The sequence below is a fragment of the Albimonas donghaensis genome, from assembly GCF_900106695.1.
Lineage (GTDB): Bacteria > Pseudomonadota > Alphaproteobacteria > Rhodobacterales > Rhodobacteraceae > Albimonas > Albimonas donghaensis.
In genome coordinates this window covers 36,377-62,026 of sequence record NZ_FNMZ01000009.1, presented here as the reverse complement: position 1 = coordinate 62,026, position 25,650 = coordinate 36,377, and the positions used below count along the sequence as shown (strand labels likewise).

General features: G+C 69.6%; 23 protein-coding genes and 1 tRNA gene. 13 read left to right on the top strand and 11 right to left on the bottom strand.

Annotation, left to right across the window (positions count from 1 at the left end):
• Window positions 1–2: 2 nt before the first annotated feature.
• The 4 genes from gltB to BLV24_RS18050 all read right to left on the bottom strand — a co-directional run bounded on the left by gltB (window position 3) and on the right by BLV24_RS18050 (window position 7,350).
• Window positions 3–4,538, bottom strand: coding sequence for a glutamate synthase large subunit (gltB, locus tag BLV24_RS18065; RefSeq protein ID WP_092684422.1), 4,536 nt, complete (start codon window positions 4,536–4,538; stop codon window positions 3–5).
• Window positions 4,539–4,605: 67 nt separating this feature from the next.
• Complete coding sequence (locus tag BLV24_RS18060; RefSeq protein WP_092684420.1) at window positions 4,606–5,178, bottom strand: GFA family protein; 573 nt, start codon at window positions 5,176–5,178, stop codon at window positions 4,606–4,608.
• A 209-nt stretch (window positions 5,179–5,387) separates the two neighbouring features.
• Window positions 5,388–5,612 carry a hypothetical protein gene (locus tag BLV24_RS18055; protein ID WP_092684418.1) on the bottom strand — a complete coding sequence of 75 codons (225 nt, stop codon included), beginning with the start codon at window positions 5,610–5,612 and terminating at the stop codon, window positions 5,388–5,390.
• 313 nt (window positions 5,613–5,925) lie between these two features.
• Window positions 5,926–7,350 carry an NAD(P)-dependent oxidoreductase gene (locus BLV24_RS18050; protein ID WP_092684582.1) on the bottom strand — a complete coding sequence of 475 codons (1,425 nt, stop codon included), beginning with the start codon at window positions 7,348–7,350 and terminating at the stop codon, window positions 5,926–5,928.
• 274 nt (window positions 7,351–7,624) lie between these two features.
• On the opposite strand from BLV24_RS18050, the gene BLV24_RS18045 reads away from it, so the two are divergent.
• Window positions 7,625–8,428 (top strand): undecaprenyl-diphosphate phosphatase, encoded by an 804-nt coding sequence (locus BLV24_RS18045; RefSeq protein ID WP_092684416.1) that lies wholly within the window; start codon window positions 7,625–7,627, stop codon window positions 8,426–8,428.
• A 162-nt stretch (window positions 8,429–8,590) separates the two neighbouring features.
• Here BLV24_RS18045 and BLV24_RS18040 read toward each other — a convergent pair whose 3' ends face one another.
• Window positions 8,591–9,586 (bottom strand): complex I NDUFA9 subunit family protein, encoded by a 996-nt coding sequence (locus BLV24_RS18040; RefSeq protein WP_092684414.1) that lies wholly within the window; start codon window positions 9,584–9,586, stop codon window positions 8,591–8,593.
• Window positions 9,587–9,878: 292 nt separating this feature from the next.
• Here BLV24_RS18040 and BLV24_RS18035 point away from each other — a divergent pair, with 292 nt between their 5' ends.
• The 11 genes from BLV24_RS18035 to BLV24_RS17985 all read left to right on the top strand — a co-directional run bounded on the left by BLV24_RS18035 (window position 9,879) and on the right by BLV24_RS17985 (window position 19,019).
• The gene (locus BLV24_RS18035; protein WP_483860477.1) at window positions 9,879–10,847 is read left to right on the top strand and encodes a DUF1835 domain-containing protein; all 969 of its coding nucleotides are present in this window, start codon (window positions 9,879–9,881) and stop codon (window positions 10,845–10,847) included.
• Window positions 10,848–10,951: 104 nt separating this feature from the next.
• Window positions 10,952–11,038: transfer RNA gene (locus BLV24_RS18030), tRNA-Leu, on the top strand.
• Window positions 11,039–11,278: 240 nt separating this feature from the next.
• Window positions 11,279–11,890: a ribonuclease D gene (locus BLV24_RS18025; RefSeq protein ID WP_092684410.1), complete on the top strand. Its 612-nt coding sequence runs from the start codon at window positions 11,279–11,281 to the stop codon at window positions 11,888–11,890.
• Window positions 11,891–11,954: 64 nt separating this feature from the next.
• Complete coding sequence (locus BLV24_RS18020) at window positions 11,955–12,992, top strand: KpsF/GutQ family sugar-phosphate isomerase (protein WP_092684408.1); 1,038 nt, start codon at window positions 11,955–11,957, stop codon at window positions 12,990–12,992.
• Window positions 12,993–12,996: 4 nt separating this feature from the next.
• Entirely contained in the window at window positions 12,997–13,704 is a 708-nt protein-coding gene (gene lptC / locus BLV24_RS18015) for an LPS export ABC transporter periplasmic protein LptC (protein WP_092684406.1), read from the top strand.
• A gap of 101 nt (window positions 13,705–13,805) precedes the next feature.
• Window positions 13,806–14,408, top strand: coding sequence for an LptA/OstA family protein (locus BLV24_RS18010; protein ID WP_176954813.1), 603 nt, complete (start codon window positions 13,806–13,808; stop codon window positions 14,406–14,408).
• Window positions 14,409–14,414: 6 nt separating this feature from the next.
• Complete coding sequence (lptB, locus tag BLV24_RS18005) at window positions 14,415–15,230, top strand: LPS export ABC transporter ATP-binding protein (protein WP_092684402.1); 816 nt, start codon at window positions 14,415–14,417, stop codon at window positions 15,228–15,230.
• A gap of 55 nt (window positions 15,231–15,285) precedes the next feature.
• Window positions 15,286–16,887, top strand: a complete 1,602-nt coding sequence (gene rpoN / locus BLV24_RS18000) for an RNA polymerase factor sigma-54 (protein ID WP_092684580.1) — start codon at window positions 15,286–15,288, stop codon at window positions 16,885–16,887.
• 211 nt (window positions 16,888–17,098) lie between these two features.
• Window positions 17,099–17,698: a ribosome hibernation-promoting factor, HPF/YfiA family gene (gene hpf, locus BLV24_RS17995; protein WP_092684400.1), complete on the top strand. Its 600-nt coding sequence runs from the start codon at window positions 17,099–17,101 to the stop codon at window positions 17,696–17,698.
• 97 nt (window positions 17,699–17,795) lie between these two features.
• Entirely contained in the window at window positions 17,796–18,260 is a 465-nt protein-coding gene (locus tag BLV24_RS17990; protein ID WP_092684398.1) for a PTS sugar transporter subunit IIA, read from the top strand.
• Between the two features lie 189 nt (window positions 18,261–18,449).
• Complete coding sequence (locus tag BLV24_RS17985) at window positions 18,450–19,019, top strand: HupE/UreJ family protein (RefSeq protein WP_092684396.1); 570 nt, start codon at window positions 18,450–18,452, stop codon at window positions 19,017–19,019.
• Window positions 19,020–19,142: 123 nt separating this feature from the next.
• Here the strand turns inward: BLV24_RS17985 and BLV24_RS17980 are convergent, their stop codons facing one another.
• The 5 genes from BLV24_RS17980 to BLV24_RS17965 form a co-directional block, all read right to left on the bottom strand.
• Window positions 19,143–19,388, bottom strand: a complete 246-nt coding sequence (locus tag BLV24_RS17980; RefSeq protein WP_092684578.1) for a DUF1150 family protein — start codon at window positions 19,386–19,388, stop codon at window positions 19,143–19,145.
• A gap of 27 nt (window positions 19,389–19,415) precedes the next feature.
• Complete coding sequence (locus BLV24_RS17975) at window positions 19,416–19,856, bottom strand: Hsp20 family protein (protein ID WP_092684394.1); 441 nt, start codon at window positions 19,854–19,856, stop codon at window positions 19,416–19,418.
• 266 nt (window positions 19,857–20,122) lie between these two features.
• A complete protein-coding gene (locus BLV24_RS17970; RefSeq protein WP_245710657.1) occupies window positions 20,123–21,049 on the bottom strand; it encodes an ATP-grasp domain-containing protein in 927 nt (308 codons plus the stop codon).
• A 30-nt stretch (window positions 21,050–21,079) separates the two neighbouring features.
• Window positions 21,080–21,685, bottom strand: coding sequence for a DUF4760 domain-containing protein (locus BLV24_RS21735; protein WP_143040354.1), 606 nt, complete (start codon window positions 21,683–21,685; stop codon window positions 21,080–21,082).
• A 71-nt stretch (window positions 21,686–21,756) separates the two neighbouring features.
• The gene (locus BLV24_RS17965) at window positions 21,757–23,445 is read right to left on the bottom strand and encodes an acyl-CoA dehydrogenase family protein (RefSeq protein ID WP_092684390.1); all 1,689 of its coding nucleotides are present in this window, start codon (window positions 23,443–23,445) and stop codon (window positions 21,757–21,759) included.
• Between the two features lie 318 nt (window positions 23,446–23,763).
• Between BLV24_RS17965 and BLV24_RS17960 the strand changes: the two genes are divergently transcribed.
• Window positions 23,764–24,540, top strand: a complete 777-nt coding sequence (locus BLV24_RS17960; RefSeq protein ID WP_092684388.1) for a sulfite exporter TauE/SafE family protein — start codon at window positions 23,764–23,766, stop codon at window positions 24,538–24,540.
• A gap of 34 nt (window positions 24,541–24,574) precedes the next feature.
• Here BLV24_RS17960 and BLV24_RS17955 read toward each other — a convergent pair whose 3' ends face one another.
• On the bottom strand, window positions 24,575–25,561 hold the full coding sequence (locus BLV24_RS17955) for an NmrA family NAD(P)-binding protein (RefSeq protein WP_092684386.1): 987 nt from the start codon (window positions 25,559–25,561) through the stop codon (window positions 24,575–24,577).
• Window positions 25,562–25,650 lie beyond the last annotated feature (89 nt).

The window sequence follows — 25,650 nt, the reverse complement described above, 5'->3', positions numbered from 1 at the left end:
GATCAGGCCGTGGCGGCCTCCGCCTTGTCGGACAGGGGATGCGACAGACGGGTCAGCATCTCCTTCGGGCAGATCTGCAGGAACTTGCCCCGCTCCACGTCCCAGTCGCGCAGCAGACGCGCGGCCAGCGGGCTGCCGGTGGCGGCGGCATGGGCCTCCACCAGCTCCTCCAGCACGCCTTCCCAATGGGCGCTCTCAAGCCCCTGGGCGGTCAGCGTGTCGGGGTTCATGCGCTTCATGAACTCGCCGTCCGCGTCGTAGACGAAGGCCATGCCCCCGGTCATGCCGGCCCCGAAATTGTCCCCGACCGAGCCGAGGATCACCGCCACGCCGCCGGTCATGTATTCGCAGCCGTTGGACCCGCAGCCCTCGACCACCACCGAGGCGCCGGAGTTGCGGACGCAGAACCGCTCCCCCGCCCGGCCCGAGGCGAAGAGCTTCCCCGCCGTCGCCCCGTAAAGCACGGTGTTGCCGACGATGGTGTTGTCCTGCGGGGTCAGCGGGCTGCCCAGCGGCGGACGCACCACCACCACGCCGCCCGACAGGCCCTTGCCCACATAGTCGTTGGCGTCGCCCCAGACCTCGATCTTCAGCCCCGGCGCCGCGAAGGCCCCCAGCGACTGACCGGCCGAGCCGTTCAGCTTCACCGTCAGATGGCCTTCCTGGAGCCCGTTGTCCCGCATCCCGAAGGCCTGCACGATATGCGAGGACACCCGCGTGCCCACCGTGCGCTGGGTGTTCTGGACCGTGTAGCTCAGCTCCATCTTCTCGCGCTTGTTGAAGAAGGGCTGCGCGTCCTCGACGATCTGGGCGTCCAGGGTGTCGGGCACCGGGGTGCGCGGCTTGGCGCGGTCGTAGACGGCGTGCTTGCCCTCGTCGATCTTGATCAGCAGCGGGTTGAGATCGAGATCGTCCAGATGCGCCGCGCCGCGCGAGACCTGGCTCAGCAGATCCGCACGCCCGATCACCTCGTCCAGCGACCGCGCGCCGAGCGAGGCGAGGATCTCCCGCACCTCCTGCGCGTAGAAGGTGATGAGGTTGACCACCTTCTCGGCCGAGCCGGTGAACTTCTCCCGCAGGCGCGGGTCCTGGGTGCAGACGCCGACCGGGCAGGTGTTGGACTGGCACTGACGCACCATGATGCAGCCCATCGCGACCAGCGCGGCGGTGCCGATGCCGTATTCCTCGGCCCCCATCATCGCGGCGATCACGATGTCCCGCCCCGTGCGCAGCCCGCCGTCGGTGCGCAGCGTCACGCGCTCCCGCAGGTTGTTGAGCGCCAGCACCTGGTGGGCCTCGGTCAGCCCCATCTCCCACGGAAGACCCACATACTTGATCGAGGTCACGGGGCTCGCGCCCGTGCCGCCGTTATGGCCGGCGATCAGGATCACGTCGGCCTTGGCCTTGGCCACGCCCGCCGCGATGGTGCCGACCCCGGTGGAGGCCACCAGCTTCACGCAGACCTTGGCCCGCGGGTTGATCTGCTTGAGGTCGTAGATCAGCTGCGCGAGGTCTTCGATCGAGTAGATGTCGTGATGCGGCGGCGGCGAGATCAGCGTCACCCCCGGCGTCGCGTGGCGCAGCTTGGCGATCATCTCGGTGACCTTGAAGCCGGGCAGCTGCCCGCCCTCGCCGGGCTTGGCGCCCTGGGCCACCTTGATCTCCAGCTCCTCGCAATGGTTCAGGTATTCCGCCGTCACGCCGAAGCGCCCGGAGGCCACCTGCTTGATCTTGGCCGAGGCGTTGTCGCCGTTGGGCATCGGCTCGAAATGCGACGGGTCCTCGCCGCCCTCGCCGCTGTCGGACTTGGCGCCGATGCGGTTCATGGCGATGTTGAGGGTCTTGTGCGCCTCCGGGCTCAGCGCCCCCAGCGACATGCCCGGCGTCACGAACCGCTTGCGGATCGAGGTGATGGACTCCACCTCCTCGATCGGCACCGGCGCGCCCTTGGGCTTGAAGTCCAGTAGGTCGCGCAGGTTGATCGGCGGCTGGGCGGCCATGCCCGCGGAATACGTCTTCCACGTCTCGAAGGACCCGGTGGCGCAGGCCGACTGCATCATGTGCATCAGCCGCGCGCCCCAGGCGTGCGTTTCGCCCGAACGGCGCAGCTTGTAGAGCCCGCCGATCGGCAGCACCGAGTCGCCCATCCCGAAGGCCTTGGCGTGGATGCCTTCCGTCTTCTTCTGAAGCCCCGACAGCCCGATGCCCGAAATGCGCGAGGTCATGCCGGGGAAATAGTCGGCGACCATGGCGCGCGACAGGCCCACGGCCTCGAAGTTGAGCCCGCCGCGATAGGACGAGATCACCGAAATGCCCATCTTGGACATGATCTTCAGCAGGCCCTGGTCGACCGCCTCGCGGAAGCGCTTCACCGCCTCGGTCAGCGGACCGTCCAGCAGGCCGCGCTCGATCCGGTCGGCGATGGAATCCTGCGCCAGGTAGGCGTTGACCGTGGTCGCGCCGCAGCCCAGCAGCACCGCGAAGTAGTGCGGGTCGATGCACTCCGCCGACCGCACGTTGAGCGAGCAGAAGGTCCGCAGCCCCTTCTTGGTCAGCCAGCTATGCACCGCCGAGGTCGCGAGGATCATCGGCATCGACACGTTGTCTGCGTCCACGCCCTCATCGGTCAGGATCAGGTGCCCGATCCCGGCGCGCACGGCCTCTTCGGCCTCGGTCCGCACGCGGGCGAGGTGACGGCGCAGCGCGCCCTGGCCCTCATCGGCCGGATACACGCAGTCGATCCGGCGCAGGGAGGCGCCGAAGGCCTCGCGCATCGCCTCGAACTGACCGTTGGAGACGAACGGGCTCTCCAGCGTCAGGATCTCGGTCTGGGAGCTGTCCTGGTCCAGCACGTTCTTGAGATTGCCGAACCGGGTCTTGAGCGACATCACCCGATGTTCCCGCAGCGAGTCGATGGGCGGGTTGGTGACCTGGGAGAAGTTTTGCCGGAAGAAATGGCTCATCGGACGATACTGCTCGGACAGCACGGCGGAGGGCGTGTCGTCGCCCATGGAGCCGATGGCCTCCTTCGCGTCCTCGACCATCGGGTGCAGGATCGTCTCCAGCTCCTCGATCGAATAGCCGGCCGCGGCCTGACGCCTGCGCAGCTCGTCGCGGTCGAACAGCCGGGGCTCGTCGGCGCCCTTCACCACCTCTTCAAGGTCGGTGATGGTGCCCACCCACTGCCCATAGGGCTGCGAGTTCGCCAGCTCGTCCTTCAGGTCGTAGTCGTGCAGCAGGCGGCCGCCGACCATGTCCACGGCCAACATCTGCCCCGGACCCAGCGCGCCCTTCTCTACCACCGACATCTCGTTGACCGGGACCATGCCGGCCTCCGACCCCGCGATCACCAGCCCGTCGCCGGTCACCACATAGCGCATCGGCCGCAGACCGTTGCGGTCCACGCCCGCCACAACCCAGCGCCCGTCGGTCATCGCCAGCGCGGCGGGCCCGTCCCAGGGCTCCATCACCGAGTTGGAATAGGCGTACATGTCCCGCCAGGTCTGCGGCATCGCCGAGGCGGTCTTCGACCAGGCCTCGGGCGCCAGCATGGTCTTGGCCATCGGCGCGGACCGGCCGGCATGGACCAGCACCTCGAACACCGCGTCCAGCGCGGCCGAGTCCGAAGACCCCGACGGCACGATCGGCTTGATGTCCTCCGCGGTGTCCCCGAAATAGGTCGAGGCCATGCGGATCTCGTGGGACTTCATCCAGTTGACGTTGCCCTTGAGCGTGTTGATCTCGCCGTTATGGGCCAGCATCCGGAACGGCTGCGCCAGCCACCACTGGGGGAAGGTGTTGGTGGAATAGCGCTGGTGATACAGCGCGAAGGCGCTCTCGAACCGGTCGTCGCGCAGGTCGGGATAGAAGACCGACACGTCCTCGGCCAGCATCATGCCCTTGTAGATCACCGACCGGCAGCTCAGCGAGCAGATGTAGAAGCCGTTGGCATGGGCCGCGGCCACCGCCTTCTCGATCCGGCGGCGGATGACGTAAAGCTCGCGCTCGAACGTATCGACATCGGCGTCGGTGTTGCAGGCGATCAGGATCTGCTCGATCTCGGGCCGCGTCGCGTTGGCCTTCTCGCCCAGCACCGAGATGTCGACCGGCACGTGCCGCCAGCCGTAGATGTAGTGGCCCATGCGCAGGACTTCCGTCTCCACGATGGTGCGGCAGGCCTCCTGGGCCGCGAAATCGGCGCGGGGCAGGAACACCTGGCCCACGGCCAGATGGCCGGGCTTGGGTTCGTGGCCCGTGCGGCGGATCTGTTCCTCGAAGAAGGCGCGGGGGATCTGCACGTGGATGCCGGCGCCGTCGCCGGTCTTGCCGTCCGCATCCACCGCGCCCCGGTGCCAGATCGCGGACAGCGCGGAGATCCCCGCCTCCACCACGCTCCGCCGCGGCTTGCCGTCCACCGCCACCACGAGCCCGACGCCGCAGGAGGCGTGCTCGAACTCCTCGCGGAACATGCCGGTCTCGGCCAGGCGCTTGCGCTCCGCTTCGTGGCGGGCGCCCCAGCTTGCGTCGAATTCAGTCATCGCGGATCTCCTTCCGAAGGGCCGCCCGGCCCTGACTCCAGGCCGGATCCGCCCTTCGGAGGGGAGATCAGGCCGTCATCGTCTTCAGTTTCATGTCGCGCCGCGCGGTCATCGTCGCGGTGTCGATCTGCGTCGGGGCGCCCAGCGGCCCCAGGGAGCTGAGGCGGGCGTCCGCATGCAGCTCCGCGTTCAGCGGCAGCGTCTCGCAATCGTCGAGCGCGCCCAGCATCGCCAGGGAATTGTCCCGCAGGCCGCTCTGCGAAACCAGCCGGTAGGACAGATGCCCCCCGCAGCAGGTGCAGAACGAACGCTCCAGGGTCTCCGAGGCGCGGTGGAAGCCCACCTTGTCCTCGCCCGCGGTCAGCACGAACCAGCTCGTGCGCACCGACAGGACCGGACCGCCCGCCCAGGCCCGGCATTCCGCGCAATGGCAGGCGGAATAGCCATGGCCGCGCAGCTTCGCGGCGAAGCGCACCGTCCCGCACAGGCAGCCGCCGGTCACTTCGCGCTGCGCGCCCTCGGCCTCGATCCGGTCCAGCGCCGCCGAGTCGGGGACCGGCGTCGGCGCCGCGCTCCCGCTCAGGGCGTTCGAGGCCGGGCGCGCCGCCAGGTCGAAAGTCGGGTGATCGTGCTTGCTCATGGCGCAAGGTCCTCGCTCTGATCCGATCAGCGGACCCGGGCGCGCTCTGCGCCTTCCCCGTCCGCCGGAATGAGCGATGGTTTAGTGGCGAATCCCTAACAAAATTGACGGGAAAAATGGCTAACGGCCCGGACGAAGCGCCGGAAAGGCCTTTTCTCATCGCGTCGCCCTCCCTTCCTCGGCGGTCCATCGCGGTTTCGGGCCCATGGTCAGGGCGTGCCTGCGTCGAACATCGCCTGCGTCTCCGCGGCGGTCATCCTGCGCGAGCTTTCGCTCAGGTGATTCCACTGCGCCGGCTTCTGGTCGGCGAAGATCTCCAGGTCCACCGGCAGGTCGTCGATCCGGTCCAGCGCGCCGGCGAACACGTAATGCTCGCCCTCCGCCTCGAATCGCACCGCGCCGCAGGCGCAGCCGCCGGTTCTGATCTCGCCCATCGCCGTCGCCTCCCGTCCCTGCGCGCCCCGCTCCGTCGCCGGTGGCCGTCAAGTTCCTGCAAACACGTGGCGCGCACGCGGCGCGCATGTCACCCGGGGCGTCCCGGCGCGGCGGCGGAGGAGGCGGGCGCCGCAGGGGCGAAACCCGACAGCATCGCTGCCCTTGCCGCGCCATTCCGGACCGATCCGCCCTGGGCGCCAAGCCGGGGAGCGTCCCCGATCATCGCCCGCCCTCGCCGCGCCGGGCCCGCCCGCGACGGGGCGGCGCCCAAATTCCGGGCAGGGGGCCGCGCGCCGCCCTGCCGCGCGCCGCTTACTCGGCCGCGACGACCGAGGCGCGGGCGTCCAGCTTGGCCGCGATGGCGTCCGCCGCCTCGCGCCCGTCGCGGATCGCCCAGACCACCAGGCTCGCGCCCCGCACGATGTCGCCGGCGGCGAACACGCCGTCCAGCGCGGTCTCATGGGTGCGGTGGTCGGTCTTGATCGTGCCCCAGCGGGTCACGTCCAGCCCTTCCACGTCCCACAGCTTCGGCAGGTCCTCGGGGTCGAAGCCGAGCGCCTTGATGATGATGTCCGCGGGCTCGGTGTAATCCGCGCCCTCGATCTCCTCGGGCGTCTGGCGGCCGGTGACGTCGGGGGCGCCGAGCCGCATCTTGGCGACGCGCACGCCATTGGCCCTGTCGTCGCCGACGAAGCCCTTGGGGGCGGAGAGCCAGACGAATTCCACGCCCTCCTCCTCGGCGTTGGCCACCTCGCGCTGCGAGCCGGGCATGTTGGCCCGGTCGCGGCGATAGAGGCACTTCACCGAGGACGCGCCCTGCCGGATCGCCGTGCGCACGCAGTCCATGGCGGTGTCGCCGCCGCCGATGACCACGACCTTCTTGCCGTTGGCGTTCAGCTCGCCGGATTCGAATTCCGCCACCGTGTCGCCGAAGCCGGTCTTGTTGGAGGCGGTCAGGTAGTCCAGCGCCTTGAGGATGCCGGGCAGGCCCGCGCCGGGGCCGCCCAGGTCGCGGGACTTGTAGACGCCGGTGGCGATCAGGATCGCGTCATGCTTTTCGCGCAGCTCCTGGAAGGCGATGTCGACGCCGATGTCCTTGCCCAGCTCGAAGGTCACGCCGCCGTCTTCCAGCAGCTTGTTGCGCCGCATGACCACGTCCTTCTCCAGCTTGAAGCCGGGGATGCCGTAGATCATCAGGCCGCCCGCGCGGTCGTAGCGGTCGTAGACGGTGACCTGGAAGCCGCGGCGGCGCAGCATGTCCGCCGCCGCCAGCCCGCCGGGGCCGGCGCCGATGATGCCGACGGATTCGGGCCGCTCGACCCGCGGGGCGGCGGGCTTGACCCAGCCTTCCTCCCAGGCGGTGTCGGTGATGTATTTCTCCACCGCGCCGATGGTGACGGTGCCGTGGCCCGACTGCTCGATCACGCAATTGCCTTCGCACAGGCGGTCCTGGGGGCAGATGCGTCCGCAGATCTCGGGGAAGGTGTTGGTGGCCTGCGACACGGCGTAGGCTTCCTCGAGCCGGCCTTCCGCGGTCAGCTTCAGCCAGTCGGGGATGTTGTTGTGGAGCGGGCAGTGGGTCTGGCAGTAAGGCACGCCGCACTGGGAGCAGCGCGAGGACTGCTCCTCGGCCTTCGCGGCCGCGTACTCGCGGTAGATTTCGTCGAAGTCGCCGCGGCGCGCTTCGGCCGCCCGCTTTTCGGGCATGCCCCGCGGAACGTCGACGAACTTGAGCATCTTCTGCGGCACGGGCGCCCTCCTTGCGCTACGGCTGGGACTCCTCGCGCGGTGGGCGCGCGGGGGGCTCTGCGATCTTTCTAAGGGAATCGAAAACGTAATAAAAGACAGTCTTGCTGACCGATAAACACGGAAAGCATGCGCGCGAACGTTCCCGCATCGCCGCATTCCCCGAAATTGGGTCCGGTTTGTTTACGACCTCCGTTCCGCTGGCATCCCGCGCCGTCCCGCCCTATACCCCGACAGCCCCCTCCCTTCCCACACGGAACCGCCCATGCCCCTGTTGCAACTAGCTATTCTCGCCCTGATCCAGGGCGTGACCGAGTTCCTGCCGATCTCCTCCTCCGGCCATCTGGCGCTGTTCCCCGCGCTGAGCGGAGAGGCCGACCAGGGCCTGATGATCGATGTTGCGGTGCACTTGGGCACTTTGGTCGCGGTGGTGATCTTCTTTCGCCACGATGTCGCACGGGCGGCGGCCGGCGGGGTCCATGTTCTGACCGGCCGGACCAGGACCTATGAGGCCGGGCTGGCGCTGCGGCTGGTGGCGGCGACGATTCCGGTGGTGATCGCGGGGCTGATCCTGTCGGCGGCGGGGCTGACCGACATCTTCCGCAACGTCGAGGTCATCGCCTGGTCGACCGTGATCTTCGGCGTGGCGCTCTGGCTCTGCGACCGTTTCGGGCCGCTGATCCGCAAGGCCGAGGACTGGTCCTGGCGCGACGCGATCCTGATGGGGCTGGCGCAGGCGGTGGCGCTGATCCCGGGGACCTCGCGCTCGGGCATCACCATCTCGGCGGCTCGCGCGCTGGGCTATGAGCGGACCGACGCGGCGCGGCTTTCCATGCTGATGTCGATCCCCACCATCCTCGCGGCCGGGACGCTGACCGCCAAGGACCTGCTCGATGCGGGCGACATGGCGCTGGGCGCGGATGCGGCGATCGCGGCGGGGCTGAGCTGCGTCTCCGCCCTGCTGGCGCTGACGCTGATGATGCGGATGCTGCGGACCTGGACGATGACGCCCTTCGTGCTCTACCGCTTCGCGCTGGGCGGGGCGCTGCTGATCTGGCTCTACGCCTGATCGGCCGGAGGCGGCGGCGCGCGGCGGCGGGTTGAAACCCGCCCTGCGGCGGTCCGCCCCTCCCCGCACGCGAAAAGGGGCGCGCCCGGATCCGCCGGGCGCGCCCCTTTCTCATTTCTCCAGGCCCGCCAAGGGCCCTCCCCCGGCGCCCGCTCGGGGAGGTCAGGCCCCCCGCAGGTTCCGCGCGCTTTCGGTCAGGCGGGAATACTGGCCCTGGGGACGATGGGCGTAGAGATAGGTCTCGATCACCGCCTCCATCGCGGTCGGCGCGATGCCCAGGTCGCTCAGCCCCCTGGCCCCGTCCGACACCACGTTGTCGGAGGCCAGAAGCGCGATCTGGTCCTCCGTCAGCAGGTCGTTGACGAACAGCCCGCCGGTCAGCATCTGCGCCACGCCCAGCAGCTTGGCGGGGATGCGCGCCAGACCCGCGGGCATGTCCACCACCAGCCGGCGCCGGCGGATGATCTTCAGCAGCTTGCCGATCAGGTCGCGCAGGGTGGCGACCTCGGGCCCGCCGAGCTCGTAGAGCCCCGGCGCCGCCTCGCCCGCCGCCAGCTTCGCCGCCGCATCGGCCACGTCGCCCACATAGACCGGCTGGAACTTCGCCCCGCCGCCGGTGATCGGCAGAACCGGGCCCATCTTGGCCATGCCGGCGAAGCGGTTGAAGAATTCGTCCTCCGGCCCGAAGATCACCGAAGGCCGCAGGATCGAGGCCGAGGGGAAGGCGTCGAGGATCGCCGCCTCGCCCGCCGCCTTGGCCCGGGCATAGGCCGACGCGCTGTCCGCGTCCGCGCCCAGCGCCGAGACATGCACCAGGCGCGAGACCCCGGCCGCCGCGGCGGCCTTCGCCACGCGGGCCGCGCCCTCGGCCTGCACGGAGTCGAAGGTCTGGGGGCCGGCCTGGGCCATGATGCCGATGCAGTTGATCACCACGTCCGCGCCCGCCACCGCGCGCGCCACCGAGGCGTCGTCGCGGATATTGGCCTGGATCGGCTCGACCTGGCCGACATCGCCATAGGGCTTGAGGAACAGCGCCTCGTTGGGCCGGCGCACGGCCGCCCGGATTCGCCAGCCGCGCCGCGCCATGCGCTGGGCGATGTGGCGGCCGACGAAGCCGGAGGCGCCGAAGATGGTGACGAGGGGGGCGGGCTCGGTCATGTCTGTGGCTCTCCCGGTCTGGCCGTCCCCATGCCGGCGCGCGGGCCGGCGGACGGGGGCGCTGGATGCGCGGCGGGCGCGGGTCCGGGCCGCGGCGCGGAGCCGGGGCGCGCGGGGCGCTCGCCCTTGAAGGACGTCTGACCAATTCGTCTAGTCCGCGTCCGGGCGGCGGGCAAGGCGGCAATTCGGCGGTTTGCGCGGGGGCCGCCCGGGATCGGGCCCAAGGATCGGGCCCAGGGACCGGGCCCAGGGATCAGGCCCGGGGATCGGGCGGGGAAGCGAGGGCGGGACAGTGATTCATATCGGATTGGGAGACATGGCGGCGCAGGCCGTGGCGGCCGCCCATGACGCCGCGCGCATTCCCGCGCCGGCGTTGTTCCCCCTGCGTGACGAGCCCTCGGTCGGCCCGCTGGCCGCGCCGACCACCCCCGGTTTCGCCCCCCTTCGCGCCCGCTTCTGGGCCGAGACGCTGACCTTCATGGCCGATGCCGGAACCCCGGACCCCGAGGCGAGCCTGCCCGGCCATTACGCCGGGCTTTCCGCCCGCCTCCGCGACGCCGGCGCCGCGACGGTCTGGCTGGCCGGCTCCGCGCAGGAGGCGATCGCGCTGGCCCTGGTCGAGGGCCTGGCGGCGGAGGCGGGCGCGACGCTGTCGGTCGCGCTGTGCAGCTGGGGCGGCGGGGACGGCGGCGCGGAGGGGCGCGGCCTGGCCGAGCTGCCGCCCGCCGCCCTGACCGCCCCGCGCGTCACCGCGCTGGACGCCTCCGCCCGCGCCCGGCTGGCGAGGTTCCGCGAGGCGCTCTGCGCGCGTTCACCGCTGGGGCTGGAGGGGATCGCCGGGTCTCCGCCCCCCGCCGAACCGCTGGCCTTCCTGCCCGCGGCGGCGGCGAGCCGACTGGCGCGCAGGCCCGATCCGGTCCGCGGGCTCGGCTCGGACGAGGCCCGGCTGATCGACGCGCTGGGGCCGGACTGGGCGCCCGCGGCCCCGGCGCTGGGGGCGGCGCTGCGGGCGAAGGGGCCGGACCGGCTGGGCGACCTCTGGCTGTGGCGGCTGATGCGGGAACTCGCCGACCCGGCCCATGGCGCCCCGCTCGCCGAGCTGCGCGGCGACCCCGCCCGACCTCGCGCCGCCGAGGCCCGGCTGACCGGATTCGGGCGCGCGGTGCAGGCGGGCGAGATCTCCCGGCTCGCCCGCGCCGGCCTTTCGCGCGACATCGGCGGCCTGCGTCTGCGCCTCTCGTCCCCCGGCCGGCGCCGCTGATGCGGGAGGCTTCCGCAAGGTCGCGGCGAAACTCGTGAAAGAAACCGCGGGTGAGCCGTTGACATGCCCCCCGCCGGGCAATAACAACCCGCTCCACGACACCTGCCCAGGTGGCGGAATTGGTAGACGCGCCAGCTTCAGGTGCTGGTTTCCGCAAGGAAGTGGAAGTTCGAGTCTTCTCCTGGGCACCACCTCCCCTTACCAGGGAGGGTCGGGAACAGGGCCGCGGCGCAAGCCGCGGCCCTTTTCGTTTTCCGCCTCCCCCGCCCAGGCCCTCCCCCTCCCCCTCGCCCCACCGCGCCGCGCCGGCCTCCCCGAGCGCCCCGCGCGGGCCCGCGATTCGGCCGCGGGGGTTGACGGCGCCGGCCCCGCGCACCAAACCTCCCTCGCCGCTCGCGGAGGCGGCGCGCGCAGCCTGCCGAGGGGGCCCGATGACCGTCCATTCTCATGAAGGCGACCTGCCCGACGGGCTGGATCTGGGCCCCATCGTCGCCATCGACTGCGAGACCATGGGGCTCCAGCCCCATCGCGACCGGCTCTGCGTCGTGCAGCTCTCGGGCGGGGACGGGAACGCGCATGTGGTGCGCATCCCCATCGACGCGACCTCCGCGCCCAACCTGGAACGCCTGCTGGCCGACCCGGCGGTGCTCAAGCTCTTCCATTTCGGGCGATTCGACATCGCGGTCATGGCCCACCGCTTCGGCGTCACGGCGCGGCCCGTCTGGTGCACCAAGATCGCCTCCAAGCTGGTGCGCACCTATACCGACCGCCACGGGCTCAAGAACCTCTGCTCGGAGCTTCTGGGGATCGACATCTCCAAGCAGCAGCAGAGCTCGGACTGGGGCGCGACCGCGCTCAGCGCCGCGCAGCTCGAATACGCGGCCTCGGACGTGCTCCACCTGCATCGCATCCGCGAAGAGCTGGAAACGCGCCTGATCCGCGAAGGCCGCCTTGAAATCGCGACCCGCTGTTTCGATTTCCTACCTGACCGGGCCATGCTGGATCTCGCCGGCTGGCCGGAAGAGGATATTTTCTCGCACTAGCGTCCGCGCGCAGGACCGCCCGATCCGGGCGGGGTCTCCTCCCGCGCCGCATCCGAGGAGCGTCATGAGCGCCAACGCCCGGCCCGAAGCGGCCCCCGAAGCAGAAGCCTCCGCGGCCGAGACCGCCCGCATCGCACGGGATGTGGCCACCGGCCGCCGCGTGCTGGGGATCGAGGCCGAGGCGCTGGCCGGCTTCGCCCGAACGCTGGACGACGAATTCGCCGCCGCGGTGCAGGCCATGCTCGACTGCAAGGGCCGGATCGTGGTCTCGGGCATGGGCAAGTCGGGCCATGTCGGGCGCAAGATCGCGGCCACGCTGGCCTCCACCGGCACGCCGTCCTTCTTCCTGCACCCGGCGGAGGCCAGCCACGGCGATCTCGGCATGCTGACCGAATCCGACGTGGCGCTGGTCCTGTCCAATTCCGGCGGCACGCCCGAGCTGGCGGACGTCATCGCCCATTGCAAGCGCTTCGGGATCCCCCTGATCGGCATGGCCAGCCGGCCCGAAAGCCCGCTGCTGGCGCAGTCGGACATCCGCCTGAAGCTGCCCCGCGCGCCGGAGGCGTGCTCCGTCGGCATGGCGCCGACCACCTCCACCACGCTGGCGCTGGCGCTGGGCGACGCGCTGGCCGTCGCGCTGATGGAGCGCCGCGCCTTCACCGCCGAGCACTTCGCCGTGTTCCATCCCGGCGGCAAGCTGGGCGCGCAGCTCATCAAGGTGCGCGACCTGATGCATTCGGGCGAGGAGATGCCGCTGGTGGCCGAGGACGCCTCCATGCGCGAGGTCCTGCTGGTCATGAGCGCCAAGGGCTTCGGCGTGGCCGGGGTGGTGGACGCCGCCGGCGCGCTGGTCGGGGCGATCACCGACGGCGACCTTCGCCGCAACATGGACGGGCTGCTGGAGCGTCGCGCCCGCGACGTCGCCACCCGCAACCCGCGCACCATCCGCCCCGACGCGCTGGGCTCCGAGGCGGTGAAGGTGATGAACGACCCCGCCCGCCCGGTGCTGTGCATCTTCGCCTCCGACCCCGCGATCGGCCCGCAGCCGCTGGGGGTCCTCCACGTGCATGACTGCCTGCGCGCCGGCCTGGACATGGGGTGAGCGCATGGCCTCGGACATCGGGGGGAAGTCGAAGGCGTCCGGCGGCTCGGGCGGCTATTCGCGGCTGGTGCGATGGGCCAAGATCGGCCTGCCGCTGCTGGCGCTGGCGCTGCTCTCGGCGCTGTTCCTGATCCCCCAGGACAAGGCGTTCGAGGGCGGGCTGGTCTATTCCACCGCCGACCTGATCTCGCTCGGCGAAGGGCTGCAGGTCACCAATCCCCGGATCGAAGGCGCCACCGCGACCGGAGAGCCCTTCGTGGTCGAGGCCGACAGCGCCACCCCCGACGGCCCCGATCCCTCCGAGGTAGAGCTCAGCCGCGTGCGCGGGGTGTTCGAGCAGGCGGGCGGCGCCGCGGCCTCCGCCAGCGGCGGGCGCGACATCCGGCTGCTGGCCGATACCGGCGTGCTGCGGCCGCGCGACCAGGCGCTGTCGCTGACCGGCGCGGTGCGGCTGGAGACCTCGGACGGCTATGTCGTGACCACCGACCGGATCACCGCCGACCTGCGCGCCGGCCGGGCCGAGGCCCCGGGCCCGGTCGAGGCGATCGGCCCCCAGGGCAGCATCGCCTCGGGCTCCTTCCGGGCGGAACGTCGGCAGGGCGACCCCGCCGCCGCGGCCGAGGCGACGCTTGGCGCGCCGGGGCCGGGTGATTATCTATGGTTCGAGAACGGCGTCCGGGTGGTCTGGAAGCCGTCGCCCCCCGCGCCATGAGCCGGGGCGAGGCGTTCGGCCGGGCCGCGGCCGAAGCGCCGACCGGCCGCCGCCCGCTGACGGGGCCGACGACGCGGACGAGGCAGACAGGAATTCCGATGATGACCCCCACGATCCGGCAGCCCCGCGGTCCCGAACCGCGCCGCGCCGCGCCCCCCTCCCGGCTCGCCGCCGCGCTCGCGCTCGGGGTTTCGCTGGGGATGGCCGCGGCGGCGCCCGGGCTGGCGCAGGACGCGCAGAACCCGTTCGGCTCCTTCAAGCACGACGCGAATCAGCCCATCGAGATCACCGCCGACAGCCTCGCCGTCGACAACGCCGCCCAGACCGCGACCTTCACCGGCAAGGTGGTGGCCGGGCAGGGCACGCTGCGCCTGACCGCGCGGACGGTCACCGTGCGATATGGCGGCGTCGGCGGGCCGGGCGCGGCCGAAGGCGCGGCGCCCTCCTCGGGGACCGGCTCCATCGACAGCCTGCGCGCCGAGGGCGAGGTGTTCCTGTCCAACGGGGCGGAGACCGCCAAGGGCGAATGGGCCGACTACGACGTGGCGGGCGGGGTGGTGACCATGGGCGGAAACGTGGTCCTGACCCAGGGCGAAAACGCCATCTCCGGCCAGAATCTGCGAATCGATCTGAACCGGGGCGCCGGCGAAATCACCGGCGGACGGGTGAAAAGCGTGTTCACTCCTCCCGCATCGAGCGATTGAGGCGACATGTCCGACGGACCCCTTCAGGCCGATTCCCGCCACGGCGCGGCCCCGGACGCCGCGAAAGGCGACGCCCGCGGCCCCTCCGCGCCGCGCCCGAAGGGGCTTCTGCGCGCCCGTTCCATCGGCAAGTCCTACCGCCGCCGCCCGGTCGTCCGCGATGTGTCGCTGGAGCTCGGGCGCGGCGAGGCGGTGGGTCTGCTGGGGCCGAACGGGGCCGGAAAGACCACCTGCTTCTACATGATCACCGGCCTGATTCCGGCCGATTCCGGCCTGATCGAGATCGACGGACAGGACGTGACGCAGATGCCGATGTATCGGCGCGCGCGGCTCGGGCTCGGCTATCTCCCTCAGGAAGCGTCCATTTTCCGCGGCCTGACGGTGGAGGAGAACATCCGCGCCGTGCTGGAGCTGCATGAGCCGCTGCGCGCCCGCCGTTCCGCCCGGCTCGACCAGCTGATGGCCGAGTTCTCCATCACCCATCTGCGCCGCACGCCCGCCCAGGCGCTCTCGGGCGGGGAGCGGCGGCGGGTGGAGATCGCCCGCTGCCTCGCCTCCGATCCGGCCTATGTGCTGCTCGACGAACCCTTCGCCGGCGTCGACCCGATCGCGGTCGGCGACATCCGCGATCTTGTCTCCCATCTCAAGCATCGCGGCATCGGGGTCTTGATCACGGACCATAACGTGCGCGAAACTCTCGGGATCATCGACCGGGCATATATCTTGCATGAGGGGCAGGTGCTGATGAGCGGCGCCCCCCGCGAGGTTGTCGCCGACGCGGAGGTCCGCCGGGTCTATCTCGGCGAAAGCTTCTCGTACTAGGAGCGGGGTCCAACGAGACCCGTCCGGTCCAGAGGGGATGGGGGGCGCAGGCCGCATGATCGGACCGCGTCTGGAGCTTCGGACCGCGCAGCAGCTGGTGATGACGCCCCAGCTGCAGCAGGCGATCAAGCTTCTGCAGATGTCGAACCTGGAGCTGTCCCGGTTCGTGGATGAGGAGATCGAGCGCAACCCGCTGCTCGATCGCGGGTCCGACTCCTCCGGACCGGAAGACGGCGGCGGCCAGTCGCGCGAGGACCGCGCCGCCCGCAGCGCCGCCGAGGGCGACGCCGAGGCCCGCAGCCATGCCGAGCAGGGCGGCCCGCCGACCCCCGACCGGCCCGAGCGTCTGACCGTCGACGCCGCCCTGCGCGACGGGGCCGAAAGCGTCAGCGGCGCCTATGAGACCGGCTCGGACGACCTCTACGACACCGACGCCGCGGCGCGGGTCGGCTCGGCCGCCAGCGCCGACGACCCGGCCTCCGCCTGGGGCGCCGGCGGCGGCGCCTCCACGGGCGGCGCCGCCGCGGCCTGGAGCGCCGACCTCCCCGGACTGGAGGAGACGCTGGGCGCCGAGACCTCGCTGATCGAGCATCTCGCCGGCCAGATCGGCCTGATCCGCGCCCCCCGCGCCGTGCGCAACGCCGCCATGGCCCTGGCCGCGGACATCGACGAGGCCGGCTACCTGCGCATCGAGGAGGACGAGGCCGCCCGCCGGCTCGGCGTCTCCGAGGCGGAGCTGACCGAGGCCATCGGCCTGCTCCATCAATGCGAGCCCGTGGGCATCGGCGCCCGCAGCCTGTCGGAATGCCTGTCCCTGCAACTCGCCGATCGGGACCGTCTGGACCCGGCCATGGCGGCGCTGCTGGACCATCTGCCCCTGCTCGCCCGCGCCGATTTCCGCGGCCTCGCCCGGATCTGCGGGGTGGATGAGGAGGACGTGCGCGACATGGCGGCCGAGATCCGCCGGCTCGACCCCCGCCCGGGCCGCGAATTCACCGCGCCCCCCGCGCTCGCCGCCGTGCCCGACGTGTTCGTGCGCCGCCGCCCGGACGGAACCTGGACGGTGGAGCTGAATACCGACACGCTGCCCCGCGTTCTGGTCGACAACGCCTACGCCGCCGAACTGGCCGCCGGTGGCGACGCCGCGGCGAAGCATTTCGTCTCCGAATGCCGTCAGTCGGGGGGCTGGCTGGTGCGCTCGCTCGAACAGCGGGCGCGCACCATCCTCAAGGTCGCGGTGGAGATCGTGCGCCGCCAGGAGGCCTTCTTCGAGGAAGGCGTTTCGGCCCTGCGCCCGATGACCCTGCGCATGGTCGCGGATGAGATCGGGATGCACGAATCCACCGTCAGCCGAGTCGCGGCGGGCAAGCACCTGGCCTGCGAACGGGGCATTTTCGACCTGCGCTGGTTCTTCACCCAGGCGCTCGCGGCCACCGACGGGGGCGAGGCGCACTCCGCCACCGCGATCCGGGACCGGATTCGGGACCTGATTCTCGCCGAAGACCCCCGAAAGACCCTCTCGGATGACCGTTTGATGGCAATTCTCCGTAACGACGGCGTGGATATTGCGCGACGTACTGTCGCGAAATATCGTGAGGGCATGAACATCCCGTCGTCGGTCCAGCGCAGACGTCTCAAGTCCGCCGCCGCCTCCTGAGCGAGGCGCCGGCGGCGCGGGCGGGATGACGGGGCGAAGTCCCCCCGGCTCCCCCCCTCGCGCAAGGCCGGCGCGCTCCCCAAGTGACAGGAGACGGCCGCGGGATCCGGGCGCAGGCGCGGGCCCCCGACGGCCGGGATGGCCGGTTCGCGGCGCGCCCCCGCTACGGGGGCGGATCGCGCCCCGGCGCAACAAGCGGAGGCTGTCAGACATGCACATCCAGGTGAACGGCAAGCAGATCGATGTGGGCGACGCGCTGCGGGGCCATGTCGAGGACCGTTTCGTCGCGGCTGTCGGAAAATACGCGGAAAATCCGATCGACAGCACCGTCACCTTCTCGCGTGACCGGCATGAAATCGTCTGCGATGCGCTCGCTCACCTCTCCACCGGCATGATCGCCAAGGCCAAGGGCCGGGCCACCGACCCCTACGCCGCGGCCGAAAGCGCGTGCGAGCGGCTGGAGAAGCAGCTGCGCCGCTACAAGCGCCGGCTGAAGGACCATCACCTCAAGCGGCGGGAGGAGCCGATCCCCGCCGCCATGGCCAACGGCTATGTGCTGCAGTCCGCCCCCCAGGCCGAGGCCGAGGCCGAGGAATACGTGGAGCCCGAAGGGCTCGATCCGCTGGTGATCGCCGAGATGCGCCACCAGGTGCAGACCCTCACCGTGGGCGAGGCGGTGATGGCGATGGAGTTCGCCGACGAGCCGTTCCTGCTCTTCAACAACAATTCCCACGGGGGACTCAACGTGGTATTCCGCCGGCCCGACGGAAATATCGGGTGGATCGACCCAGCGAATCTGCCCGAAGGCTGACGCAGCCGGATCACGAGACAGTCCAGACGCAGAGCTGGAAGCGACGGGGCGCGGGGAGCGTCCCGCCGCCCGTGACCCGCAAACCGAGAGACAGGCCATGACACTCGAGCAGCTTATCGGGCCCGAGGCGCTTGCCGCGAGCCTGAAGGCCTCCAGCAAGAAGCAGCTCCTCCACGAGCTCGCCGGCCGCGCCGCCGATCGCATCGGCCTCGAACCCCGCTCGGTGTTCGAGGCGCTCATGGACCGTGAGCGTCTCGGCCCCACGGCGATGGGCCGGGGCGTCGCGATCCCCCATGCGCGGCTGCCGCAGGTGACCCGGATCACCGGCTATTTCGCGCGTCTGGACAAGGGTGTGGATTTCGACGCCGCCGACGGCGCGCCGGTGGATCTGGTGTTCCTGCTGCTGGCGCCCGAGGACGCGGGGGCCGATCATCTCCGCGCGCTCGCCCGCGTGTCGCGCCTGCTGCGCGACGATGGCCGCTGCGCCAAGCTGCGGGCCACCGCCGATCCGGCGGCGCTTTACGCGATCCTGGTCGAGAACCTGACCTCCGACGCCGCCTGACGGCGTTCGCGCCCCGCGTTCCTCCTCCTCCCCCCCTCCTCGCCTCCGGATATCCTTGCGTCAGGACGATCCCCTGCGTCGGGCCGCGCCTTGAGCGGCCCGCTGGCGCGTGGCAGGCAGGGGGCGGCGCGCGACGCGCGCACGGCGCGACCCCGACCGGGGCGCCGGGTTGACCCAAGGAGGACCCCCATGATCCGCACTCTTCCGCCCCTCGCGGCCGCGGCGGCCGCCGCGCTGCTGGCCTCGCCGGCCTCCGCGCATCTGGCGCCGGGCGCGCATGGCTCGCTTGCCGCGGGCGCCACGCATCCGCTGTTCGGGCTGGATCACGTGCTGGCCATGGTCGCGGTCGGGCTCTGGGCCGGGCAGACCGGGGGCCGCGCCGTCTGGGCCGCCCCGGCCGCCTTCATCGCGGCGATGGTCGCCGGCTACGGGCTGGCGCTGGCCGGGCTGACGGTTCCGATGGCCGAGCCGATGATCCTCGCCTCCGTCGTCGCCATCGGCCTGCTGGCCGCGAGCGCGGCGCGCATGCCGGCCGGGCTGGTCGCCGGGGCCGCGGCGGTCTTCGGCCTGTTCCACGGCGCCGCCCATGGGGGCGAGCTGGGCGAGGCCGGCGCGCTGGCCTTCGGCCTGGGCTTCGTCGTCGCCACCGCCGCCCTGCATGCCGCGGGCATCGGCCTGGCGCGGCTGACCGGCGGGCTCGCGGTCCGGGGCCTGGGCGCCGGCACGGCCGTCGCCGGCGTGGCGCTCGCCTTCGCCTGAGGCGGGGCGGGGCGGCGCGGGGGGCGTCCTCGCCGCCCGACCGGAGACGAGAACGAAAACGGGCGGCCCGACAGGGGCCGCCCGTTGCGATTCCGGGATCCCATCGCCCCGAGGGGCGCGGGCTCAGTGCACCGAGACCGGCACCTTGTCGTGCTGCCGCGCCAGCACGAAGGCCAGCTTGCGGTCGTCGGTCAGCGCCAGCCGCGCGCCTTCGGCGTCATGGATGGCGAACAGCTTGCGGTCCGTGGGCACGCCTTCCGTGCTCGGCATCTCCGCGGCTTCTTCGGCGGTCAGCTCGCGCACATAGACGATGTCGCCCGGGATCTCGAGCTGCGGCGCGGCCTGCGCGCGAGGGGAATGATCGGTCATGGTCATGTTCCTCCTGTCGGTCTCGGGTCAGTCGTCAGTCTCGTCGCGAAGGCTTTCGGGACGGTTGATTTCGATGGTGCGCACCACGGTCTGGGGCTCGGAGCGGATCAGGTCCACATGGAGCAGGCCGTTTTCGAGCGCGGCGCCCTCGACCTCCATCCCGTCGGCGAGCACGAAGCTCTTCTGGAACTGGCGCGCGGCGATGCCGCGATGGAGGAACACGCGATCCTCCGCATCGTCGGTCTGCCGACCCCGGATGACGAGCTGCGCGTCCTCCACGGTGATCTGCAGATCCTCTTCGCGGAACCCGGCCACGGCGAGCGTGATCCGGTACGCGTTGGGCCCCGACTGTTCGATATTATAGGGCGGGTATCCGTCGTTCGACGTCTTGGCGGTGCGTTCCACCAGACGGTCGAGCTGCTCGAACCCGAGCAGGAACGGATGCGAAGCGAAGGTCATTCGCGACATTCGGGCGGTCCTCATCAAAGCGACGTGCCTTGGGGGCCCCGTAGGTGGCAACCCCCGCAATGAGAAATATGGGTGGGCGCGCCGCGGAAATCAATCACCTGCCGGTGGCGGAACTGGCTCCGGTAATCAGGCTCTTTCAAGCACTGAAGCGCCGCGGTTAATTTCAATTGTATTCAATTGAGTCGCTAGGGGGTTAATTGTTCTGCCTGGTGCGACCGGCTGATGCTGATAGTGTTTGAAGTAAATTCTCAAGATATTAGCGTCAACTACAAGTGGCTGACACGCTCTATTAATAGTTTGGCCGCCGTCTTGCAGATGCGCGTTCCAAGCGTTTCATCTGCTTGGACGATGCCGCCGGGATTGCACACATTAATCTCAATTATCTTCGGACCAGAACTGGTGCGAACGTAGTCAATTGCAAAGAAAAGTATCCCTTTCTCGCTTACAAATCGTGATACTCTTCTGAGGAAGCCGGCCTCGTTGTTCGGCGGTGTGTAGGATTGCAATGTTGGCGAGAAGTCAAAGTTAACCCTCCATTCTCCTGGCTGGGGAACCTTTCGCCATGTGCCCGCCAGCTGATTGCCAACAAATATTGAGCGAACTTCGCCTTGACAGATTTCAGGGTAAAATGGAGATGCGACCAGGGCTTCTGCTTTGTCTGGCGATCGAAGTTGTGTGTACGTTATTTGATCAATATTGTCATCAGAGCGAAGAAGTTGTACGGATTTTCCAGCATGGCTAATTCGCTTGCGGATAACTATGTCCCCCCATTTGGCCCTAGCGGCTTGAAGGTCATCTAGGTCGCGTAAAATCTGCGCGTCGCTGTCTCGTCTATCAAGATAGCTCAGCGTTGACTTGTCTTGGAGGGCCGCTAATGCGAGTGGGTTATTTATGAATGCACTTGCGCCGAGATTGGACGATATTAAATTAGCGGTCTCAAACGTTATGGGAGGGTCAAGCCTAATTAGGCATGCAGACGCTTTGGGCGGATAGCCCGGAGTGGTAAAGTATTCATTAAATCGAGATCTTGAGTACATTTTAGTGTATGGGCGTGCTGCAAAGCTGCCATTTTGCATTTCGATTATCTCAATCTCGGCCCCAAGTAGCGACATGTTGCGTGCTAGCTCAAACGACGAATCTGCGTCTTGGACCATGTCCCGCGACTGGAGAAGGCTGATCTTGAGTTGCGTCACATTGGGCAAAGTGGGGCTCGTTTTCTGGAGTTAATACTGTTCGCGTCGAATCTGGTCGCGCGGAGGTACGGCTCCTTGTTTTCTTAGGTCATCTTCCCAGGTTGCGTATAGCTTCATCAATGTAGTGTAGCGGCGATCATTGTTTCTCTGCATTTCCTCAATAAAATGACGCAGCATTCCTACTGTCTTGTAAAAAGTAAGGCCAACCATTTCATATGCTGTGTCATTGTCAATAATTTCATTTTCGAGGCTAATGGCCATAACCTCCCAATGCGAAAGGAGGTATTTTGCGCTTAAATAGGCTTGCTCGTTTGATTGAATTTGGCCATAATTGAGAGGTGAATTATCTCTAAATGCGGATTCGTATGTCTTCTCTAGAAACTCCCTTGCCTCTTGGTATCGGCGGTTTCGGGTGAGTGAGTACTCAAGTGTCTTTTCTTTCTTTGCGGCTATTCTTGCGGCTCTAAACTCGTTTCTGCTAGCTTGAAATGTCTGATAGGCAATCCACGCGCTAGACACAATTCCTATGCCGACGAGTAGCTGTAGGGATCTTATTCCTAAGTCGAGTTCTAGTGAGTGCTCCCGGACGAAGGCTCCGAACTCGGCAGCAAAAATGCTGATCTGATTGTCTTCCATACCGTTGTTGTCTCCCCCGAAGTTAATCGGAGAAGACTAGACTCGAGCAATCTGCTGAGCAATAAAAATGGTCAGTTCACGCCGTCGAGCAGGCGACGGGCGATGACCTGGGCCTGGATCTCGGCCGCGCCCTCGAAGATGTTGAGGATGCGCGCGTCGCAGAGCACCCGGCTCACCTTGTATTCCAGCGCGAAGCCGTTGCCGCCGTGGATCTGCAGGGCGTTGTCCGCCGCCGCCCAGGCCACGCGGGCGCCGAGCAGCTTGGCCATCCCCGCCTCCAGGTCGCAGCGCCGGCCTTCGTCCTTCTCGCGCGAGGCGTGGTAGCTGAGCTGACGCGCCACCATGATCTCCACCGCCATCATCGCCAGCTTGTCATAGACCCGCGGGAAGGCGATCAGCGACTTGCCGAACTGCTTGCGGTCCTCGGCGTATTGCATTCCCAGCTCCATGGCGCACTGCGCCACGCCCACGGCGCGGGCCGCGGTCTGGATGCGGGCCGATTCGAAGGTCTGCATGAGCTGCTTGAAGCCCTGGCCCTCGACGCCGCCGAGCAGGTTCTCGGCCTTGATCTCGAAGCCGTCGAAGCCGAGCTCGTATTCCTTCATCCCGCGATAGCCGAGCACCTCGATCTCGCCGCCGGTCATGCCCTCGGCGGGGAAATCCTCGGTCTCGGTCATCCGGGGCTTCTCGGCCAGGAACATCGACAGGCCGGAATAGTTCGTGGTCTCGGGATCGGTGCGCACCAGCATGGTCATCACGTCGGCGCGGGCGGCGTGGGTGATCCAGGTCTTGTTGCCCGTCACCTTGTAGACGTCGCCGTCCTTCACCGCGCGGGTGCGGAGGCTGCCGAGGTCGGAGCCGGTGTTGGGCTCGGTGAACACGGCCGTCGGCAGGATCTCGGCCGAGGCGATCTTGGGCAGCCAGTGGTCCTTCTGCTCCGGCGTGCCGGAGGAGATGATCAGCTCCGCCGCGATCTCCGAGCGGGTGCCCAGCGAGCCGACGCCGATATAGCCGCGCGACAGTTCCTCCGAGACGACGCACATCGCCGTCTTGCCCATGCCGAAGCCGCCGAATTCCTCGGGGATGGTCAGGCCGAACACGCCCAGCTCGCCCATCTCGTTGAGGATCTCGATCGGGATCAGCTCATCCTTCAGGTGCCACTCATGGGCGAAGGGGGCGACCTTCTCGTCGGCGAACCGACGGAACTGGTCGCGGATCATGTCGAATTCCTCGTCCAGCGCGCAGTCGCCGAAGGTGGAGGAGGCTTTCTGCTCGCCCATCAGCTCCACCAGCCGGCGGCGCGAGGCGTTGGTGTTTCCGCCCGCGATCAGGGCCTGGACCTCGGGGATGCCGAGCGCCTCGGCCACGTCCTCGGCGATGCCGAGATCGGCCGGGCGGGCGAATTCGTTCTGGCTCATCATCACGCCGCCCTGAAGCTGGGCGAGATATTCCGCGAAGGCGAGCTGCAGGATCAGCTTCTCGATCTCGCCCAGCTTGCCGGCGGCCGAGAGACGCTCCGACCAGGCCTGCATCTGGGTGAGGCTCTGGGCGTAGGTGGCGATCCAGCTGACCGCGTGGGCGGCGCGCTGGTTCTGCTCCAGCAGGGCGCCGGAGACCTTGCCGTCCACGGTGACCATGGCGGACAGCGCGCGGCGGGCCGACATCAGCACGGATTCGGCGGCCGGCGCGGCGGCGGCGGTCAGCGCCGTCAGGTCATCCAACAGCGCGGGGGCGGCGGGGATCGCGGCGGGGCTGTTCATGGCTCATCCTCGGTTTGGCGCGGCCGGGGCCTGCGTAGGGGGGCTGCGTGGCGACGGGCGCGCGGGGTCGGCCGGGGGCGCGGCGCGCGTTTGTTGCAACGCAAAATCTGTCACGGTTCGGGCGCGGACGCTAGGCGCCGCGCCGCCGCGGGTCAAGTGCGGCGCAATATCGTTCCGTCTGGTGGTGGGGCTGGGTGGTTTTGTTGCGCGCCGGGATCGTGCGCGCCCCGCCCCCGCCGCACCCCCGCCGCGCCTCCGCTCCTGCCCCCGCCGCAGCCGCTATCCGCGCCCGGGCAGGCCTGCTATGCGCATCGCATCATGTTGAACGAGCTTCTCTCCGATCACGGCGCGCTGGCGCTGGCGCTGGCCCTGGGCGGGATGCTCGCGGCGGGTTTCGCCAAGGGGGTCGTCGGCTTCGCGCTGCCGATGATCGCCATCTCCACCATCGGCTCGGTGCTGCCGGCGCCCCTGGCGGTGGCCGCGATCATCGGGCCGGCGGTGATCACCAATATCTGGCAGACCTTCCGGCAAGGCCTCGGCGCCGCGTGGGAAAGCCTGCGGCGGTTCTGGCTGCTCAACCTCGTCATGTTCGGCGCCATCGGCGTGACCGCCCAGCTGGTCACCGTGCTGTCGGAGGCCGCGCTCTTCGCCATTCTGGGCATCGGCGTCTGCGGCTTCGCGCTGATCCAGCTTCTGGGCCTGCGCATGCCGCGCCCCTCCCCCCGCCGGCTGAAGATCGTCGAGGCCTGCGTGGCCATGGTGGCGGGGTTCTTCGGCGGGTTGTCCGGGGTCTGGGGGCCGCCGATCCTGATGTATTTCATGGCCTTGGAACTGCCCAAGGTCGAGATGGTGCGCGCCCAGGGGGTCAGCTTCCTGCTCGGCTCGATGATCCTGGTGGCGGCGCATCTGCGCTCGGGCCTGCTGCTGGGCGAGGGCGGGCAGCTGTCGGCGCTGATGGTGCTGCCGGCGATGGCGGGGATGGCGCTGGGGCTGATGGTGCAGGACCGGCTGGACCAGGCGCGGTTCCGCAAGGCGACGCTGATCGTGCTGGTGATCGCCGGGGCCAACCTGCTGCGGCGGGCGCTGACCGTCTGAACGGCGCGCCCGCCGGCGGGCCTCAGGCCGCCCGTCAGGCCGCGCGCCCCCGCCGCCGCACGCCGGGGATCGGGGCGGAACCGGGCGACTTGCGCTCCAGCCGGAAGGCCAGCGCCGCGGCGATCGCCTCATTCGCCGGGGTCATCCGGAAGCCGGGCAGGGCGGCGTCGAAGGCCGCGCCGTCGATGCGATGCGGGATCTCCCACATATAGCGCATCTCCAGCACCTCCCGCCCCAGCTTCCAGAACGGGGCCGCGAGCCGCAGGCCCAGCCACGGGAACCCGGTCGGCCGCAGGTCCCGCTCTGCTGCGCGGGACATGGCGGCGATCAGCTCGGCGCCGGTCAGGGTCAGGCCCGGAAACCCCAGCGGAGCCCAGTCCGGCAGCGTCTCCCGCCGCGCCGCGAGGTCCGTGCAGGCCCGCGCCATGTCCGGCAGGAAGGCCCAGGCATGGGGCCGGTCCAGCGGGCCGGGATAGCGGACCCGGCCCGCCGCGACGGGGGCCGAGACCTGCGCCTCGAACCAGTTCGCCCCCGGCCCGGTGTCCAGAAAATCCCCCGCCCGCAGCAGGAGAGTGCGGACCCCGTGCAGCTCGGCCGCATCGCGGAAGGCGGCCTCCTGCGCCATCCGCAGGCGGCCCTTGGCGGTGGTGGGGCGGAAGCGCGTCGCCTCGGTCAGCCGTTCGGGCATGCCGGCGCCGTAGGGATAGAGATTGGCGGGAAACACATGCGTCGCCCCGGTGGCGCGGGCGGCGGCGATCACCGCGGCGGTCTGGGGCGGCAGCTCCCGCGCCCAGTCGGGATAGGGCGCGTTGAGGCCGTTGACGATCACGGCCGCCCCCTGCGCCGCCGCGATCAGCTGGGCGGGGTCGCGCGCATCCCCGGCGACGGGGGCCGCGCCGGGAATATCCGCGTCGCCGCGCCGGGTCAGCGCGCGCACGTTCCAGCCGGCGGCGACGAAGGCCGCGGCGGCATGGCGGCCGAAGCGCCCGTTGGCGCCGAGGATCAGGGCGGTGTCGGTCATGGCAGGTCTCCTGGGGCTGTCGGGCGGGATCGCCCGGTTGGGATGCTGCGCGCCCTCTTCCTATCGGCTATTCTTCTGCGTGGCGGAAT

What these genes read in the sequence shown, in the direction of transcription:
- gltB (WP_092684422.1), bottom strand. Translation starts at nt 4,538, where the DNA reads ATGACTGAATTCGACGCAAGCTGGGGCGCCCGCCACGAAGCGGAGCGC.
- BLV24_RS18060 (WP_092684420.1), bottom strand. Translation starts at nt 5,178, where the DNA reads ATGAGCAAGCACGATCACCCGACTTTCGACCTGGCGGCGCGCCCGGCC.
- BLV24_RS18055 (WP_092684418.1), bottom strand. Translation starts at nt 5,612, where the DNA reads ATGGGCGAGATCAGAACCGGCGGCTGCGCCTGCGGCGCGGTGCGATTC.
- BLV24_RS18050 (WP_092684582.1), bottom strand. Translation starts at nt 7,350, where the DNA reads ATGCTCAAGTTCGTCGACGTTCCGCGGGGCATGCCCGAAAAGCGGGCG.
- BLV24_RS18045 (WP_092684416.1), top strand. Translation starts at nt 7,625, where the DNA reads ATGCCCCTGTTGCAACTAGCTATTCTCGCCCTGATCCAGGGCGTGACC.
- BLV24_RS18040 (WP_092684414.1), bottom strand. Translation starts at nt 9,586, where the DNA reads ATGACCGAGCCCGCCCCCCTCGTCACCATCTTCGGCGCCTCCGGCTTC.
- BLV24_RS18025 (WP_092684410.1), top strand. Translation starts at nt 11,279, where the DNA reads ATGACCGTCCATTCTCATGAAGGCGACCTGCCCGACGGGCTGGATCTG.
- BLV24_RS18020 (WP_092684408.1), top strand. Translation starts at nt 11,955, where the DNA reads ATGAGCGCCAACGCCCGGCCCGAAGCGGCCCCCGAAGCAGAAGCCTCC.
- lptC (WP_092684406.1), top strand. Translation starts at nt 12,997, where the DNA reads ATGGCCTCGGACATCGGGGGGAAGTCGAAGGCGTCCGGCGGCTCGGGC.
- BLV24_RS18010 (WP_176954813.1), top strand. Translation starts at nt 13,806, where the DNA reads ATGACCCCCACGATCCGGCAGCCCCGCGGTCCCGAACCGCGCCGCGCC.
- lptB (WP_092684402.1), top strand. Translation starts at nt 14,415, where the DNA reads ATGTCCGACGGACCCCTTCAGGCCGATTCCCGCCACGGCGCGGCCCCG.
- rpoN (WP_092684580.1), top strand. Translation starts at nt 15,286, where the DNA reads ATGATCGGACCGCGTCTGGAGCTTCGGACCGCGCAGCAGCTGGTGATG.
- hpf (WP_092684400.1), top strand. Translation starts at nt 17,099, where the DNA reads ATGCACATCCAGGTGAACGGCAAGCAGATCGATGTGGGCGACGCGCTG.
- BLV24_RS17990 (WP_092684398.1), top strand. Translation starts at nt 17,796, where the DNA reads ATGACACTCGAGCAGCTTATCGGGCCCGAGGCGCTTGCCGCGAGCCTG.
- BLV24_RS17985 (WP_092684396.1), top strand. Translation starts at nt 18,450, where the DNA reads ATGATCCGCACTCTTCCGCCCCTCGCGGCCGCGGCGGCCGCCGCGCTG.
- BLV24_RS17980 (WP_092684578.1), bottom strand. Translation starts at nt 19,388, where the DNA reads ATGACCGATCATTCCCCTCGCGCGCAGGCCGCGCCGCAGCTCGAGATC.
- BLV24_RS17975 (WP_092684394.1), bottom strand. Translation starts at nt 19,856, where the DNA reads ATGTCGCGAATGACCTTCGCTTCGCATCCGTTCCTGCTCGGGTTCGAG.
- BLV24_RS21735 (WP_143040354.1), bottom strand. Translation starts at nt 21,685, where the DNA reads ATGGAAGACAATCAGATCAGCATTTTTGCTGCCGAGTTCGGAGCCTTC.
- BLV24_RS17965 (WP_092684390.1), bottom strand. Translation starts at nt 23,445, where the DNA reads ATGAACAGCCCCGCCGCGATCCCCGCCGCCCCCGCGCTGTTGGATGAC.
- BLV24_RS17960 (WP_092684388.1), top strand. Translation starts at nt 23,764, where the DNA reads ATGTTGAACGAGCTTCTCTCCGATCACGGCGCGCTGGCGCTGGCGCTG.
- BLV24_RS17955 (WP_092684386.1), bottom strand. Translation starts at nt 25,561, where the DNA reads ATGACCGACACCGCCCTGATCCTCGGCGCCAACGGGCGCTTCGGCCGC.